This window comes from Microbacterium yannicii, from assembly GCF_024055635.1.
In the GTDB taxonomy this organism is placed as follows: domain Bacteria; phylum Actinomycetota; class Actinomycetes; order Actinomycetales; family Microbacteriaceae; genus Microbacterium; species Microbacterium yannicii.
In genome coordinates, this window is sequence record NZ_JAMXMB010000014.1 from 88,970 (window position 1) to 104,187 (window position 15,218).

The 15,218-nt window shown below is 72.0% G+C and carries 14 protein-coding genes and 2 pseudogenes; 12 read left to right on the forward strand and 4 right to left on the reverse strand.

All coding sequences use genetic code 11. The features are described 5' to 3' along the window. Positions 1-17: 17 nt before the first annotated feature. The 10 genes from NCG93_RS07225 (at position 18) to NCG93_RS07270 (ending at position 10,717) form a co-directional block, all read left to right on the forward strand. Positions 18-995 (forward strand): ABC transporter permease, encoded by a 978-nt coding sequence (locus NCG93_RS07225; protein ID WP_194414621.1) that lies wholly within the window; start codon positions 18-20, stop codon positions 993-995. Beyond that, the gene (locus NCG93_RS07230) at positions 992-1,993 is read left to right on the forward strand and encodes an ABC transporter permease (RefSeq protein ID WP_241741898.1); all 1,002 of its coding nucleotides are present in this window, start codon (positions 992-994) and stop codon (positions 1,991-1,993) included. The genes NCG93_RS07225 and NCG93_RS07230 overlap by 4 nt, the downstream gene beginning before the upstream one ends. Further along, positions 1,990-3,642, forward strand: a complete 1,653-nt coding sequence (locus tag NCG93_RS07235; protein ID WP_194414620.1) for a dipeptide ABC transporter ATP-binding protein — start codon at positions 1,990-1,992, stop codon at positions 3,640-3,642. Before NCG93_RS07230 ends, NCG93_RS07235 begins: the two co-directional genes overlap by 4 nt. After that, positions 3,639-4,721, forward strand: a complete 1,083-nt coding sequence (locus tag NCG93_RS07240; RefSeq protein WP_194414619.1) for a putative FMN-dependent luciferase-like monooxygenase — start codon at positions 3,639-3,641, stop codon at positions 4,719-4,721. The genes NCG93_RS07235 and NCG93_RS07240 overlap by 4 nt, the downstream gene beginning before the upstream one ends. After that, a complete protein-coding gene (locus NCG93_RS07245; RefSeq protein WP_194414618.1) occupies positions 4,718-5,326 on the forward strand; it encodes a CMD domain protein in 609 nt (202 codons plus the stop codon). The genes NCG93_RS07240 and NCG93_RS07245 overlap by 4 nt, the downstream gene beginning before the upstream one ends. Next, positions 5,323-5,949: an alkylhydroperoxidase domain protein gene (locus tag NCG93_RS07250; protein ID WP_194414617.1), complete on the forward strand. Its 627-nt coding sequence runs from the start codon at positions 5,323-5,325 to the stop codon at positions 5,947-5,949. Before NCG93_RS07245 ends, NCG93_RS07250 begins: the two co-directional genes overlap by 4 nt. Further along, positions 5,949-6,524, forward strand: coding sequence for an FMN reductase (gene msuE / locus NCG93_RS07255; protein WP_194414616.1), 576 nt, complete (start codon positions 5,949-5,951; stop codon positions 6,522-6,524). Before NCG93_RS07250 ends, msuE begins: the two co-directional genes overlap by 1 nt. Before the next feature lie 209 nt (positions 6,525-6,733). Beyond that, positions 6,734-7,840: a pyridoxal-phosphate dependent enzyme gene (locus NCG93_RS07260; protein ID WP_308212129.1), complete on the forward strand. Its 1,107-nt coding sequence runs from the start codon at positions 6,734-6,736 to the stop codon at positions 7,838-7,840. Beyond that, positions 7,837-8,997 carry a cystathionine gamma-synthase gene (locus NCG93_RS07265; RefSeq protein WP_194414615.1) on the forward strand — a complete coding sequence of 387 codons (1,161 nt, stop codon included), beginning with the start codon at positions 7,837-7,839 and terminating at the stop codon, positions 8,995-8,997. Before NCG93_RS07260 ends, NCG93_RS07265 begins: the two co-directional genes overlap by 4 nt. A gap of 160 nt (positions 8,998-9,157) precedes the next feature. Next, positions 9,158-10,717, forward strand: a complete 1,560-nt coding sequence (locus tag NCG93_RS07270) for an SLC13 family permease (protein WP_194414614.1) — start codon at positions 9,158-9,160, stop codon at positions 10,715-10,717. A gap of 419 nt (positions 10,718-11,136) precedes the next feature. On the opposite strand, the gene NCG93_RS07275 is transcribed toward NCG93_RS07270, so the two are convergent. After that, positions 11,137-12,162, reverse strand: coding sequence for an SDR family NAD(P)-dependent oxidoreductase (locus NCG93_RS07275; RefSeq protein ID WP_194414613.1), 1,026 nt, complete (start codon positions 12,160-12,162; stop codon positions 11,137-11,139). 124 nt (positions 12,163-12,286) lie between these two features. On the opposite strand from NCG93_RS07275, the gene NCG93_RS07280 reads away from it, so the two are divergent. Both NCG93_RS07280 and NCG93_RS07285 read left to right on the forward strand, forming a co-directional pair. Then, a complete protein-coding gene (locus tag NCG93_RS07280) occupies positions 12,287-12,862 on the forward strand; it encodes a TetR/AcrR family transcriptional regulator (protein WP_194414612.1) in 576 nt (191 codons plus the stop codon). Between the two features lie 20 nt (positions 12,863-12,882). Then, positions 12,883-13,209, forward strand: coding sequence for a DUF7882 family protein (locus NCG93_RS07285; RefSeq protein WP_194414611.1), 327 nt, complete (start codon positions 12,883-12,885; stop codon positions 13,207-13,209). Between the two features lie 193 nt (positions 13,210-13,402). On the opposite strand, the pseudogene NCG93_RS07290 reads toward NCG93_RS07285, so the two are convergent. The 3 genes and pseudogenes from NCG93_RS07290 to NCG93_RS07300 all read right to left on the reverse strand — a co-directional run. Then, positions 13,403-13,705: pseudogene (locus tag NCG93_RS07290) on the reverse strand (DUF7882 family protein); the annotation flags it as partial. A gap of 37 nt (positions 13,706-13,742) precedes the next feature. Beyond that, positions 13,743-13,974, reverse strand: a pseudogene (locus NCG93_RS07295) (aspartate aminotransferase family protein); the annotation flags it as partial. Between the two features lie 217 nt (positions 13,975-14,191). Then, positions 14,192-15,190, reverse strand: a complete 999-nt coding sequence (locus tag NCG93_RS07300) for a substrate-binding domain-containing protein (RefSeq protein WP_252787480.1) — start codon at positions 15,188-15,190, stop codon at positions 14,192-14,194. Between the last annotated feature and the right edge of the window lie 28 nt (positions 15,191-15,218).

Consider the following 15,218-nt stretch of genomic DNA (forward strand, 5'->3'; position numbering starts at 1 on the left):
ACGCGGGAGCCGAACCCATGAGCTACGCGCTCCGCCGCGCCGGGCAGGCCGCGATCGTGCTGATCGCGGCCTTCACGGCCACCTTCATCCTGCTCCAGCTGCTGCCCGGCGACGCGATCCTCATCAAGTACGACAATCCGGAGCTGGGTCTCACGCCCGACCAGATCGAGTCGATCCGGGTCGCCTACGGTGCCGACTCGTCGTGGTGGGAGCAGTACTGGGTCACCCTGACCGGCTACGCCCAGGGCGACTTCGGGTATTCGACGCAGTACGGCACGGGAGTGCTCCAGCTCATCGGGGAAGCCCTCCCACCGACCGCGGCGCTGGCGACCCTGGGGTTCCTGCTCGCGGCGGTGATCGCCTTCGCGATCGCGTTCCTGTCGACGCTGTCACCGTTCGCCTGGCTTCGGCAGGCGCTCCAGGCGCTGCCCGGGGTGTTCGTGGCCGTGCCGGTGTTCTGGCTGGGCATCCTCCTCATCCAGGTGTTCTCGTTCGGCCTCGGCTGGGTGCCGATCGTGGGCGCCGACCCGGTCGCGGGGATGATCCTTCCGGTGATCACCCTGGCGGTGCCGATCTCGGCGCCGCTCGCCCAGATCCTGGTGCGCAGCATCGACGACGTGCAGCTGCAGCCGTTCGTCACCGTCGTCCGCGCGAAGGGCGCCTCGCCGTCGTGGGTGCTGTGGCGCTCGGTGGCCCGCAACGCGCTGCTGCCGACACTCACGATCGCGGGCGTGCTGTTCGGAGAACTCGTCGGCGGCGCCGTGGTCACCGAGACCGTGTTCGGGCGCCCGGGCATCGGCCGGGTGACCGAGCAGGCGGTGGCCAATCAGGACATCCCCGTGCTGCAGGGGATCGTCGTGCTCGCGGCGTTCACCTTCGTGGTCGTGAACCTCGTGGTCGACCTGCTCTACCCGGTGCTCGACCCGCGGCTGCGCAGCGCGAAGCGCAGCGCACGCACCTCGTCCACCCCCGCGCTGCAGGAGGCGACCGCATGACCCTTCCACAGGCTCACGCGCCGATCGTTGAAGACGGCACGGATGCCGCGGCCGCCGTGGGCGGGGGCGACGACGCACGTGTGCGGGGCGAGGCAAGAGACGAAGCGTCGGGCACGGTCGTCGACCCGATCGCCCGCGACGCGGGGGCGCCGGACGGACTCCCCGAGCGGCGATTCTCGGCCGCACGGCTGTTCGCCCGGGGGCGGCGCCCGTCGTGGACCCTCATTGTCGCCATCGCGGTCATCGTGATCGCGGTGCTGTGGGCCGTCGTCCCCTGGCTGTTCACGTCGTACGATCCGATCGTCGGCGTCCCGGCCGAGAAGCTGCTGCCCCCGAGCACGGCGCACTGGTTCGGCACCGATGCGATCGGGCGCGACCTCTACGCCCGCGTCGTCTACGGCGCGATCCACTCGCTCGCAGGCGCTCTCATCGCCGTCACCGTCGGCCTCGCCGCCGGTACGGTCATCGGCGTCCTCGCCGGGTCGATCGGCGGGTGGCTGGACGACGTGCTGATGCGTCTCGTCGACGTGCTGCTGTCGATCCCCGGCCTGCTGCTGATGCTGTCGGTCATCATCCTGCTGGGCTTCGGCACGGTGAACGCGGCGATCGCTGTCGGCGTCGTGAGCATCGCGTCCTTCGCCCGGCTCTCGCGGTCGGAGGTGGTGCGGGTGCGCCGCACCGACTACGTCGAGGCGGCCTTCGGCAGCGGGGGCACCTTCGCCGCAGTGCTGGGACGCCACGTGCTGCCCAACTCGCTGACCGCCGTCGTAGGACTGGCGGCCCTGCAGTTCGGCAGCGCGATCCTCGCGATCTCGACCCTCGGCTTCCTCGGCTACGGGGCGCCGCCCCCGACGCCGGAATGGGGCCTCCTCATCGCCGAAGGCCGCAACTACGTCGCGACAGCCTGGTGGCTGACGACGCTGCCCGGGCTCGTCGTGCTCGTGGTGGTGCTGAGCGCCAACCGCATCAGCCAGTCGATCGGAAGGGGAACGCGATGAGCGTGCTCGACGTGCAGGGCCTCCGCGTTTCGTACGACTCGCGTGCGGGGCGGCGGGAGGTCGTCCACGGCGTCGACGTCTCGGTCGGCGAGGGCGAGGTCGTGGCGCTCGTGGGCGAGTCCGGCTCGGGCAAGTCCACCACCGCGCACGCCCTCATCGGCCTGCTGCCCGAGGGCGGTCGCGTCGACGGCGGATCGATCGCCCTCGGCGGCGTCGACATCACGGGGTGGAGCCAGCAACGGCTGCGCGCCGTGCGCGGGGCGCAGGTGGGGCTGGTGCCGCAGGACCCGGTGTCGTCGCTCGACCCGGTGCGTCCGATCGGCGTCCAGGTGGGCGAGGTCCTGCGTCTGCACGGCGTGCGGTCCGCGGCGGTCCGCCGTGCGCGTGTGCTCGAGCTTCTGGAGCGTGTCGGCCTCGACGACCCCGCGCTGAGGGCGCGGCAGTATCCGCACGAGCTCTCGGGCGGCATGCGCCAGCGCGTCCTCATCGCCACCGCCATCGCGCTGAGACCCCGCCTGATCATCGCCGACGAGCCGACCAGCGCGCTCGACGTCACGGTGCAGCGGCGCATCCTCGATCTCATCGACGACCTGCGCCGTGAGGAGGGCACGTCGGTGCTGCTCGTCACCCACGACCTCGGGGTCGCCGCGGACCGTGCCCAGCGCATCGTCGTGCTGAACCAGGGTCGCGTCGTCGAGCAGGGGCCGAGCGCCGGCATCCTGTCGTCCCCCGCGGATGTCTACACGCGCCAGCTCCTGGCCGACGCGCCGGCCCTCGCGGTCGGCGATTTCCGGCGACCCGCACCGGCGCTGTTCCTGCGGGATGCCGCGGCCGCCGCCGCGGAGAACCCCTACGTCATCGTCGCCGACGGCCTGGTGAAGGAGTTCGCCGTGCACGGCCGGGGTCGGGAGCCGTTCCGCGCCGTGGACGACGTGTCGTTCCGGGTGCGCCGCGGCACCACGCACGCGCTCGTGGGGGAGTCGGGCTCGGGCAAGACCACGACGGCGCGTCTGGTGACGCGGTTCCTGCAGCCGGACGCGGGGCGCATCGAACTCGTCGGCTCCTCCGGTGAGCTCGCCGACATCGCGGGCCTGCGCGGCGAGGGACTTCGCCGCCTGCGCCGACGGATCCAGCTGGTGTACCAGAACCCCTTCTCGTCGCTCGACCCGCGGCAGAGCGTCGCGCAGATCGTCGCCGAGCCGCTGCACAACTTCCGTGAGGGCACGCGCGCCGAGCGCTCAGCGCGTGCGGCCGAGCTCCTCGATCGCGTCGCCCTCCCGGCAGATCTGCTCGAGCGGAGTCCGCGCGAGCTGTCGGGCGGCCAGCGTCAGCGCGTCGCGATCGCGCGGGCGCTCGCCATCCGTCCGGATGTGGTCGTGCTCGACGAAGCGGTGTCGGCGCTCGACGTCACCGTGCAGGCGCGCATCCTCGAGCTGCTGGAGTCGCTCCAGCAGGAACTCGGCCTCACCTACCTGTTCATCTCCCATGATCTCGCCGTGGTCCGCCGCATCAGCCACACCGTCTCGGTCATGCGCCGGGGCCGGGTGGTCGAAGCCGGGAGCACCGAGGACATCTTCACGTCCCCCGCCCACGAGTACACGCGCGAGCTGCTGGCAGCCGTGCCCGGACGATCGGAGGTCGCGGCATGACCGTGTCGTCTCTCGCCTTCTTCACCCGCCTGCTGGATGCCGCCACTCCCGGTCCGATCGACGACGCGCCCGCCGCCGAGCGGTACCGCCTCGCCACCGACCAGATCCGGCACGCCGAGCGGTTCGGCATCGGGCGCGCGTGGGTCGCGCAGCACCACTTCCGCGCGGCCGAGGGCGGCCTGCCCGCACCCTTCGTCTTCCTCGCGCATGTGGCCGCAGCCACGACTGAGATCCGCCTCGGCACCGGCGTCGTCACGCTGCCGCTCGAAGACCCGGTGCGTGTGGCCGAGGACGCCGTCGTCGCCGACCTCCTGTCCGGCGGACGCATCGACCTCGGTCTCGGCAGCGGCGGCACGCCGTCGTCGTTCATCCCGTTCGGTCAGGACGTGGCGGCCAAGGCCGCCGTCTACGACGAGAAGCTCGCGGTGCTGATCGACGCGCTCGCCGGGCGCGAGATCGGCGGCGGCAACACGCTGTACCCAGACGCATCGTCGACCCGGTCGTCGCGTCTGGCCGACCGCATCTGGCAGGCGACCTTCTCCGCCGGAGGAGGCGCGCGGGCGGGGGTCCACGGTCATGGCCTGCTGCTCTCGCGCACGCAGCCGCGGCCGGCAGACGCGCCCGGTGCGACGCTGGCCGATCTGCAGCATCCCATCATCGACCGGTACCTCGACACGCTTCCGGCGGGCGTCGCGCCCCGGATCACGGCATCCCGCACCGTCTTCGTCGCCGACGACCGCGCCGATGCCCTGCGGTTCGCCGAGGCCGGACTGCGCCGCGCGGCCGAAGGCTTCCGTCGCTCCGGGCAGCTCATACCGGGTGACACGCTCGACGAGCTCATCGCGGCGACCGACACCCACCTCGGCACCCCCGAAGAGGTGGCCGCGTCGCTGGCGACCGACACCACGCTCGCGCGCGCCACGGAGGTCGCCTTCCAGGTGCACTCCGTCGACGCCCCGCACGACCACGTGCTGAGGTCCATCGAGCTCTTTGCCACCGAGGTCGCGCCGGCCCTCGGCTGGGCGGCGCGCCACCGCTCCCTCGAACCATTCAGCCGTCTCGGAAAGGAGACCCCATGACCACCGCGACCATCGACGTCGTCGACCAGCTCGTCGGCGTGCAAGAAGGGGACGCGCTCGACGACCTGCGCCACCGCCGCACCGTCACCCGTGAGCAGCTGCAGGCGAGCTATGACGCGCTCTTCGCGCCGGTCGACGACACTGCGTTCCTCGTGGCGGAGCGCCTGCTCGTCGCCGCCTTCGCCACGCGTTCGACCTCCGACGACGCCACCGCCGCCTTCTATGCCGCCGCCGCGCGCCGCGCGGACGCCGCACGCGCCGAGATCGTGCTCGCCGAGGCATCCGCCGCCGCGACCGCCGGACCCTTCGGCACCTACCGCGAGGAGGGGCTGCGTGGCGAGAGCAGCGACGGCCGGCGCTACGAACCGGGTCCGGACGTGCGCGAGGCGCTGGGCGAGCGCCTCACCGCCGCGCTCGGCCATGCGCACCTGCTCACCTTCCGTCCGCGAGAGGCCGACGGCGCAGACCAGAGCCGGCTCCTCGAGTCCGGGTGGAGTGCCGACGGCATCGTCACGCTCTCGCAGTTGGTGTCCTTCCTCGCCTTCCAGCAGCGCGTGGCCGCCGGGCTCCGCGCGATCCGCTCATCCCAGGAGGTCTCGGCATGACCGATACGACGACCGCAGCCGACATCCTCGTGCATGACGAGGCCCACCCGCACGCGTTCACGCGCGCCGAGGTCGGCTGGCTGCCGTGGCTCGAGCCCCTTGCCGTCGACGAGCTCACCGACCGCCACTACGACGGGCTCGTCGACCGCCAGCGCGCGGGCAGCGACTACTTCCGGCTGCTGGCGCGCGATCCCGAGATCCTGCGCGCACGCACGCTCGTCGACAAGGACATCTTCTACAACACCGCCGAAGGGCTGCCGCGCGCCGAACGTGAGCTCGCCGCGACCGCCGCCTCGCGAGTGAACGGATGCGTCTTCTGCGCGTCGGTGCACGCGCGCTTCGCGGCGCACTACTCGAAAGACCCCGCGCGGGTGGACATCCTCCTCGCGGACGGCGTCGGCGCCGACCTCGGGGAGCGCTGGAACGCGATCGTCGCTGCTGCCGCCGCACTCACGGCGACGCCGCTCGCGTTCGACGCGAGCCACGTCGAGCGGCTGCGTGCCGTCGGCCTCGACGAGCTCGAGATCGCCGACGTCGTGCACGGCGCCGCGTTCTTCAACTGGGCGAACCGACTCATGCTGTCCATCGGGCGGCCGGTCGCGCCGCCGCACGAGGGTGAGTGATGAGCCGTTCGCTGAAGGTCGTCGGCGTCTCGGGCTCGCTGCATGAGCCCAGTCGCACGACGGCGCTCCTACGGGCCATCCTGGCCGAGGTGGGGGCGCGCATCGAGATCGAGCCGACACTGATCGAGGTCGCCGCGCTCGGGCCTGGCTTCGCCGGAGCACTGCATCGCGACCAGGTCGCGCCCGCGGTGGAGGAGGCGCTGCAGCTCATCGAGTCGGCCGACCTCCTGGTCGTCGGCTCGCCCGTGTACCGCGCCTCGTTCACCGGGCTGTTCAAGCACCTGTTCGACTTCGTCGGCCAGTACGACCTCGTCGGCACGCCCGTGCTTCTTGCGGCGACGGGCGGCGGTGAGCGGCACGCGCTGATCATCGAGCACCAGCTCCGCCCGCTGTTCGGCTTCTTCCAGGCGCTCACGCTGCCGGTGGGTGTGTATGCCTCGACCGACGACTTCGCCGACGACGAGCTGACCTCGCCCGAGGTCATCCGTCGCGTCGTGCAGGCCGTCGACGGATCGCTGCCCCTCGTCGAGCAGGCCACGCTCGTTCGCAGATCGGAGTACGTCACGACCTGGTGATGCTGGCCGGGAGGCGGCATCCGCCGCTGCGTCCCGGCGTGCTGCTCCCCAACCGCGTCCTCGACGCCGCCCCGGGTGAGCGTCTAGACTGGCGCCCGTGTTGACCTGTCGGTGTTGTCGCCCCTGCTGCTGAAGCATTCGCTTCGCGCAGACATCCGCGACCCCGACGACCCTCCGCGCACCCGCGCGGCAACACTCCAGGACTCATCGTGCGTTACGCCCAGAGCGTGGCCGACCTCGTCGGCAACACCCCCCTCGTCCGCCTGACCCGCGTCACCGACGGCATCGCGGCGACGGTGCTCGCAAAGGTCGAGTACTTCAACCCCGGCGGTTCCGCCAAGGACCGCATCGCCCGCCGCATCATCGATGCCGCCGAGCGTGACGGACTCCTCCGACCCGGCGGCACGATCGTCGAACCGACGAGCGGTAACACCGGCGTGGGCCTTGCCCTCGTGGCGATACAGCGCGGGTATCGAATGATCTTCGTCGTGCCCGACAAGTTCGCAGGCCCCAAAGTCGACGTGCTGCGGGCCTACGGCGCAGAGGTCGTCGTGACCGACACGAGCGTGCCGCCCGAAGACCCGCGCTCGTACTACAGCGTGTCGGATCGGCTGGTCCGGGAGATCCCCGGGGCCTTCAAGCCGAACCAGTTCGCCAACCCGAACGGGCCGCTCAGCCACTACGAGACGACGGGTCCCGAGATCTGGCGCGACACCGACGGACGCGTGAGTCATTTCGTCGCGGGCATCGGCACCGGCGGCACGATCACCGGCACGGGCCGCTACCTGCACGAGGTGTCGGGCGGCCGGGTGCGGGTCGTCGGCGCAGACCCGGAAGGCTCGATCTACTCCGGCGGCCCGCTCCACGGGTACCTGGTCGAGGGCGTCGGCGAGGACTTCTGGCCCGGCAGCTACGACCCCGCGGTGCCCGATGAGATCCACCGCGTCGGTGACGCCGAGACCTTCGAGATGACCCGCCGCCTCGCTCGCGAGGAGGGGCTCCTGGTGGGCGGATCGAGCGGGATGGCGGTGGTCGCAGCGCTGCGCGCCGCGCGCGAGCTTCCGGCCGAAGCCGTCGTCGTCGTGCTGCTGCCCGACCACGGTCGGGGCTACCTCAACCGGTTCTACGACGACAACTGGATGCGCGACCACGGCTTCGAGGAGCAGGCGGGCGCCGCAGGCCCCGGCCCCGAGGCTCCCGCTGCGGTCCCGGTCGTTGAGCGAGCGAGGAACGAGCGAGACGAAACGCCTGCACCCGGCGCAGACCCCGGCCCCGAGGCATCCCGAACCATCCCCGACGAAGGAGCACCCGCATGACCGAGCCCACGAGCGACCACGGTTTCGAGACCCGCGCGGTGCACGCCGGGCAGGCCTTCGACCCGACGACCGGGGCCGTGATCCCGCCGGTGCATTTCTCGACGACGTACGCGCAGGACGGGATCGGGGGCCTTCGCGAGGGGTACGAGTACGGGCGCAGCGGCAACCCGACGCGCACGGCGCTCGAGACGCAGCTCGCCGCGCTCGAAGGCGGTGCGCACGCGCTGTCGTTCGCCTCGGGGCTGGCCGCCGAGGACGCGCTGCTGCGCGCCGCGCTCAAGCCGGGCGACGAGGTGCTGCTCGGCAGCGACGTCTACGGCGGCACCTACCGCCTCATCGCGCGGGTGCTCGGGGCGTGGGGCGTCGGGGTGCGGGTGGTCGACATGAGCGACCTGGACGCCGTGCGCGCCGCCCTCGAGGAGCACCCGGCGCGCATCGTGTGGGTGGAGACGCCGAGCAATCCGCTGCTGCGCATCACCGACATCGCCGGGCTCGCACGGCTCGGGCACGACGCCGGCGCCCTCGTCGTCGTCGACAACACGTTCGCGTCGCCCGCCCTGCAGCAGCCGCTCGCCTTCGGCGCCGACGTCGTGGTGCACTCGACGACGAAGTACCTCGGCGGGCACTCCGACGTCGTCGGCGGCGCGCTCGTGCTCAACGACGAGGCGCTCTACGCCGAGGCGAAGTTCCTGCAGTTCGCCGTCGGTGCGGTCTCGGGGCCGCTCGACGCGTGGCTGACGACGCGCGGCATCAAGACTCTCGCGCTGCGCATGCAGCGGCACGGCGAGAACGCCCAGGCGGTGGCCGAGTTCCTGGCCGCCCACGATCGCGTCGCGCGGGTGTACTACCCGGGCCTTGCGTCGCATCCCGGTCACCAGCTCGCCGCCGCGCAGATGAGCGGGTTCGGCGGGATCGTCTCGGTCGCGCTGGCGGATGCCGCATCCGCTCGTCGCTTCGCAGAATCGACGCGGCTGTTCCAGCTGGCCGAGTCGCTCGGGGGCGTCGAGTCGCTCATGAACTACCCCGATGAGATGACGCACGCGTCGGTGCGCGGCACCGAGCTCGCCGTCCCGCCGGAGGTGGTGCGGCTGTCGGTCGGCATCGAGTCGGCCGCCGACCTCCTCGCCGACCTCGACCAGGCCCTGGCGCGCCTCTGAACCGCCGCCGCTGGCCCTGAGCCGCGGCCCGAAGCGCTGAGTCCCGGCCCCGGGCGCTGAGCCTGTCGAAGCGTCCCCGACAAACTCAGGGATCGGGTCAGCTCGGCGCGGTCGACTCCGCATGGTCCGCTCCCGCAAGGGCGGTGGCTACGCTGGGCGCGTGGACCCCATCACCGCAACGCTCGTCATCCTGGTGCTCGCGGTGATCGCCTTCGTCAGCAACCGCGTGCCCATCGGGATCGTTGCGATCGGCGTCGCCCTGGCCCTCTTCTTCACGGGAGTGCTCACGCTGCCGGAAGCCCTGGCGGGGTTCGGCGACCCGACCGTGCTGTTCATCGCCGCGCTGTTCGTGGTCAGCGAGTCGCTGGATGCGACGGGCGTCACCGCGTGGGCGGGGCAGAAGGTGATCGGCCGCGCCGGGACGAGGCGGACCACCCTCGTCGTCGTGGTCGCACTGCTGGTCGCCGGTTTGACGGCGCTCATCAGCATCAACGGCGCGGTCGCCGCTCTGCTCCCGTTGGTGGTCGTGGTCGCGGCGCGCGCCGGCATCGCATCGTCGAAGCTGCTCATGCCGCTCGCGTTCGCGGCATCCGCCGGCTCACTGCTCCTGCTCACCGGCACGCCGGTCAACATCATCGTGTCGGAGTTCGCTGCGGGCGCGGGCGGGCGGGAGTTCGGGTTCTTCGAGTTCGCGCTCGTCGGGGTCCCGGTGCTGCTCGGCACCGTCGTGATCCTGCTGCTCAGCGGTCGGCTGCTGCCCGAGCGGAAGAGCGCCCTCATGCCGGTCGACCTGGTGCGCCACGCGCGGATGCTGCGCCAGCAGTACTCCCTGACGCTCGACACCGGCGTGCTGCTCGGGCCGGACAGCGGGGTCACCGAGGTCGTCGTGGCGCCCCGCTCGCCCCTCATCGGCACGCGTGTGTGCGCCGGCATGACGACGCCCGACGGCGACCTCGTCGTGCTGGCGGCGCGACGCGGCGACGAGCACCTGAAGGGCACGGAGTTCATCGTGCAGTCCGGTGACGCGCTCCTGCTGCAGGGCGCCTGGGACGACCTCACGCGGCGGACGCAGGACCCGGCCGTGCTCGTCGTCGACGACCCGGCGCAGCTGCGCCGGTCGGTGCCGCTCGGGCGCGGCGCGAAGCGCGCGATCGGCATCCTCCTCGCGATGATCGTGCTGCTCGCGACCGGCCTCGTGCCGCCGGCCGTGGCCGCGCTGCTCGCGGCGTGCGCGCTCGTGCTCACCCGCACGGTCACCGGGACGGCGGCGTACCACGCGATCTCGTGGACGACCGTGGTGCTGATCGCCGGAATGATCCCGCTGTCGACGGCATTCATCAGCACCGGCACCGCCGACCTCATCGCTGACGGGATGCTGACGGTGCTGGGCGACGCCGGCCCCCACGTCGCTTTGCTCGCGCTGTGCGGGATCACGCTGGTGCTGGGCCAGCTGATCAGCAACACCGCGACCGTGCTCATCGTGGCGCCGATCGCCATCTCGGTCGCGCGCGCCCTGGACCTGTCGGTGCAGCCCTTCATGATGGCGCTCGCCGTCGTGGGCGCCGCAGCCTTCCTCACGCCGATCGCGACACCCGCGAATCTCATGGTGATGGAGCCGGCGGGCTATCGGTTCGGCGACTACTGGAAGCCCGGACTGCCGCTCGCGCTGTTCTTCCTGCTGATGGCCGTGTTCTACGTCCCGCTCGTCTGGCCGTTCTGACCCGGCTGTCGCCGTGGGCCGCGGCATCCGCTCGCATCCGGAGACCTGCCGGGATGCGGATGCCGGTGGCCGGGGCGTCCGCTCGCAGCGGGAGATCTGCCCGGACTAGCATGCCGGCGGCCGCTGCGTCCGAGTTCCGGCGGATCTCCGAATCCCGGGTGGTTCGCGGCATCCGCTCGCATCCGGCCTGCGACGAGTTCCGCCCAACTTGGCGACTCGCCAGAACTCGCCATCGAACGGGGCGGTCCTTGGCGACTCGCCAAAACCGGTCGGGCGAAGGGACGCCACGAACGTGATGCTCGGACCCGACAGTCGCCAAGAATCGCCACTTCGCGCGCCGCCTTCTGGCGACTCGCCAAAAGGCGCAGGGTGGTGCGCGGCGCCCCGGTGGCTCGGGTCCACCGGGGCGCCGCGGGCTCTTACGCGGCCGACCAGCCGCCGTCGCTGGCGAGGTTCTGGCCGTTGACGTTGACGCCGTCGTCGCTCAGCAGGAACGTGATGGACGCGGCGAGGCGGTCAGGCAGCACCGGAGGTGCCATCACGGCCATGCCGGTGCGTACGCGCTCGGCGCCGAGCGCCGAGTTGAACTTCGCCTCGATGTTGGTGATGACAGCGCCGGGAGCGACCGCGTTCACGCGGATGCCGCTCGGGCCGTACATGAACGCGCTCGACTTGGTGAGGCCGACGACGGCGTGCTTGGACGCCGTGTAGGCGGCACCGGCGCTCGAGCCGCGCAGGGATGCCTCGGACGACGTGTTCACGATCGAACCGCCGCCCTGCGCGAGCATGGCGGGGATGACGGCGCGCATCAGCTTCATGGTGCCGGTGACGTTGACGCTGAACACACGGTCCCAGACCGCGTCGGTGACATCGCCGACCGGGGTCATGTCGTCCATGATCCCGGCGATGTTGGCGAGGCCGTCGATCCGGTCGCCGGCCGCCTCGATGATGCGGGCGACGCCCTGGTCGTCGGTGATGTCGGCGGTGAGCGCGACGACGTCGGCGCCGGCGTGCGCGGCCACGAACTCGTCGAGGCGCTCCTGACTGACGTCGACGGCGATCACGCGTCCGCCTTCGCGGGCGACGCGCGACGCGGTGGCGCGGCCGATGCCGGAGCCCGCGCCCGTCACGATGACGGTCTGGCCGGTGAAGCGGCCCGCCGTGATCTTCTCGGCCCACTCGGTCTTCGGGGTCGCATCCGCGGCCTCGGCGGGCACACCGTCGGGGTTGACCTGGGCGACGAGCGCGTCGAGGGCCTCCTGCGGGAAGGCGCCGCCGCTCATGGCCACCAGGTTGTGCAGGGGGAGCGCGGCGATCGGGGCGAGTGCATCGGCGCTCTGGCCGCCCTGGGCGAGGAGGCCGCGAAGTGCGGCCCCGCCGGCCGGGTCGTCGAGCCACGACTGGATGGTGGACGCTCCGGTGAGGGGAGCGGTGGTGGTGCTCATGGCTGGTTCTTTCCCTTTCTCATGCGGTACGACAGTGCTCTATCTGGCGCGGGGCTGCGGGCGGGACGAGGATCCTTCGGGGCGGCTCCTACCGGACGACATTGTCCGGTACTAGGCTACACCCGTGCAGAGCACCGCATCCCCCCGTGCGCATCCCCGCCAGAACCGTGGCCCCGCCGCCGCTGCCGACAATCGCCGCGCCCTCATCGCCGCCGCCCGCGAGGTGTATGCCGAAGGCGGACTCAGCGCGCCGTTCAGCGCCGTCGCCAAGCGCGCCGGCGTCGGGCAGGGCAGCCTCTACCGCCATTTCCCCGACCGCACTGCGCTCGCCGTCGCCGTCTTCGAAGACAACGTCCGCGACCTCGAGGAGTACACCTCGCCGCCCGACCGCACGATCGACGATCTGTTCGACCGGCTCGTCGACCAGGCGGTCGTCTCGACGGCGTTCATCGAGCTCATCACCGCCGATCTCACCGACGCCCGCGTGGCCGTGCTCGGTGCGCGCTTCCAGACGCTCGTCGATCGCGTCGTCACCCGCGACCGCGCCTCCGGCCGTGTCGGGACCCACATCGAGACCGACGACGTGACGCTGGCGGCCGGGATGCTGGCGACCGAGCTCGCCCGCGCCGATCCTGCGCAGCGACCGGTCGTCGCCCGGCGGGCCCGCGCGCTCTTCGCCGCCGCATTCGCGCCGCGGTGATCCGGCGTTAGGCTCCTGCCATGGGAAGGTTCATCTACGACACCAACGCGAACTCGGTCGACATCGACGACCGCACGCTGGCACATCTGCGCATCGTCATGATGAACAAGCTGCGCCGCTCCGAGCCGTTCATGTTCGACGTGGAGATCGGCGACGGCAGCGGTCGGCGCAGCTTCTGGATCCACCCGGCGGTGCCGATCCAGTTCCACTTCTTCGGCAGCCGTCAGCCGCGGATCAACCGCAGCTGGGTCGAGGTGCTGATGCTCTCCGCGAGCGGGCCGAGCGGGCTCTCGATCCTCCCCGAGCCGGCCGAGGACGAAGAGCCGGCATCGCCGGAGCAGGCCTGAGCGCCGGCGCCGCGGCGACCTTCAGAAGCTGAGGCGTCGGAGGTGACGTCTAGGAGTTGACGTCCTCCGCCGTCAGCTCGGTGCCGCCGACGGTGAGGCGATCGACGTCGATGTGCTCGACGTCCACGGTGCCGAGCGAGAGGTCTGCCCCGTCTCCGAGGCCGCCTTCGGCATCCGGCACCTCCACCGGACCGGTGTCGAAGTGCTCCGCCACGAGCAGGATGCCGCCGGTAGAGCTGGCCGAGTTCGCCAGGTCTTCGATCCACTCGCGGCTGAGCTGCGCCGGCTCAGGGTCGTCGAAGACGAACCGGAGCGGGATCGACGGATGAAGCCAGATGGTGCTCCGCCCACGCGGCTGGTCGTCCGGATGCGTCCACGAGACGGTGAAGCTCTCATCGCGTCGGAGCTTGGTCGCAATGACGACCTTGAGGTGCGCGAGTGCACGGTCCTCGATATGGATCGGCATCGCGCCGCCGCCGTAGTAGATCGTTCCCACGCGCCAACAATAACCCCGGAGGGCGCAGGTTACCGCCTCAGAGCCGCGTCCACACCTCCGTGAGCACGCTCCGGAGGATCCGCTCGATCTCGTCGACTCCTCTTCGGCCCGGTCGTCAGGGGTGGCGCCAGCTGGATCACAGGGTCGCCCCGGTCGTCGGCACGACAGGAGAGACCGGCGTCGAAGAGGGCCTTGGAGAGGAAGCCGCGCAGCAGCCGCTCGGACTCGTCGTCGTCGAACGTCTCCTTCGTCGCCTTGTCTTCGACCAGCACGGCCGGGCGCCGCGGTGCCTGGAGGCGTCTGCTGCCGGCATCCGTCGCCTTCGTACGGGTTTGGGGCGCGGCAGTACCGTTCGGGGCGCACGCGGTGCGCCCCGAACGACGCTCGTGCGCCCCGAACGACGCTCATGCGCCCCAAACGGACGAGTCCCCCGAACGCTCGTGCGCCCCGAACGGGCGAGCCCGCCCGCGGCACCGCGACCACCGCTCAGGTCGAGCCGCGGACGATGAGCTGCGTGGGGAGCGCGATCGGCGCGGGCGGCAGGGCGGCCCCGGCCGCCGCCTCGGTGAGCGCGGTGACGGCGGCCGCCGCCATCTCGCGGATCGGCTGGCGCACGGTGGTGAGCGGCGGGGTGAGCCAGCGCGCGCCGCGGAGGTCGTCGAAGCCGACGACGAGCACGTCGTCGGGGATGCGGCGGCCCGTCGCGGCTGCGGCGGAGTACACGCCGGCGGCCATCTCGTCGGAGCATGCGAACACGCCGAGCCGTTCGCCCGGCTTCAGGCCGCGGAGCACCGGCAGGGCGGCCTCGCGCGCGCCCGCGGCACCCCAGTCGGCCTGCACCGCGACCAGGTCGGCGTCCGGGCGGACCAGTCGCAGCGCCTCGCGGAAGCCGGTGTTCCGCGCGCGACCGTAGCGGTACGGCGGCGACCCGAGCACCACCGCGAACCGGGTCGCGCCGCGTTCCGCCAGGTGCATCGCCGCGGCAGCGCCGCCCTCACGGTCGGTGGTGCGCACGCTCGTGAGGCCGCGCGACGTCTCGGCCTGCGGATCCATCAGCACGACGGGGATCTCGGCATCGTTCAGAGCGGCCAACTGCGATGCCGTCGGCGAGATGAGTCCGAGCACCACCCCGGCCGAGCCGCGCCGGCGGATGCGCATCGGCCAGTCGTCGTCGGGGGTGTCGCGCTCCTCGGTCAGCACGAGGTCGTAGCCCGCGGCGGCCGCGGCGCTGCGGGCGCCGGCCGTCACCTCGTCGGAGTACGCGTTGTGGAACCAGCCGAGCACGAGGTCGACCAGCCGCGCAGACCCCGGCGGCCGTCCGCCCACGGCGGGGTCACGCGCATAGCCGAGCGCGCGGGCGGTCGCCAGCACGCGGCGCCGCGTCGCGGGGGCGAGGTCGCCCCGCCCGGAGAGCGCGCGGGACGCGGTCGCCACGCTGACCCCGGCCGCCGCCGCCACCGCGGCGAGGCTCACGCGTGCAGGCACGGCACTACTGTCGCGCATGCTGGAGGTT

What these genes read in the sequence shown, in the direction of transcription:
- NCG93_RS07225 (WP_194414621.1), top strand. Translation starts at nt 18, where the DNA reads ATGAGCTACGCGCTCCGCCGCGCCGGGCAGGCCGCGATCGTGCTGATC.
- NCG93_RS07230 (WP_241741898.1), top strand. Translation starts at nt 992, where the DNA reads ATGACCCTTCCACAGGCTCACGCGCCGATCGTTGAAGACGGCACGGAT.
- NCG93_RS07235 (WP_194414620.1), top strand. Translation starts at nt 1,990, where the DNA reads ATGAGCGTGCTCGACGTGCAGGGCCTCCGCGTTTCGTACGACTCGCGT.
- NCG93_RS07240 (WP_194414619.1), top strand. Translation starts at nt 3,639, where the DNA reads ATGACCGTGTCGTCTCTCGCCTTCTTCACCCGCCTGCTGGATGCCGCC.
- NCG93_RS07245 (WP_194414618.1), top strand. Translation starts at nt 4,718, where the DNA reads ATGACCACCGCGACCATCGACGTCGTCGACCAGCTCGTCGGCGTGCAA.
- NCG93_RS07250 (WP_194414617.1), top strand. Translation starts at nt 5,323, where the DNA reads ATGACCGATACGACGACCGCAGCCGACATCCTCGTGCATGACGAGGCC.
- msuE (WP_194414616.1), top strand. Translation starts at nt 5,949, where the DNA reads ATGAGCCGTTCGCTGAAGGTCGTCGGCGTCTCGGGCTCGCTGCATGAG.
- NCG93_RS07265 (WP_194414615.1), top strand. Translation starts at nt 7,837, where the DNA reads ATGACCGAGCCCACGAGCGACCACGGTTTCGAGACCCGCGCGGTGCAC.
- NCG93_RS07275 (WP_194414613.1), bottom strand. Translation starts at nt 12,162, where the DNA reads ATGAGCACCACCACCGCTCCCCTCACCGGAGCGTCCACCATCCAGTCG.
- NCG93_RS07285 (WP_194414611.1), top strand. Translation starts at nt 12,883, where the DNA reads ATGGGAAGGTTCATCTACGACACCAACGCGAACTCGGTCGACATCGAC.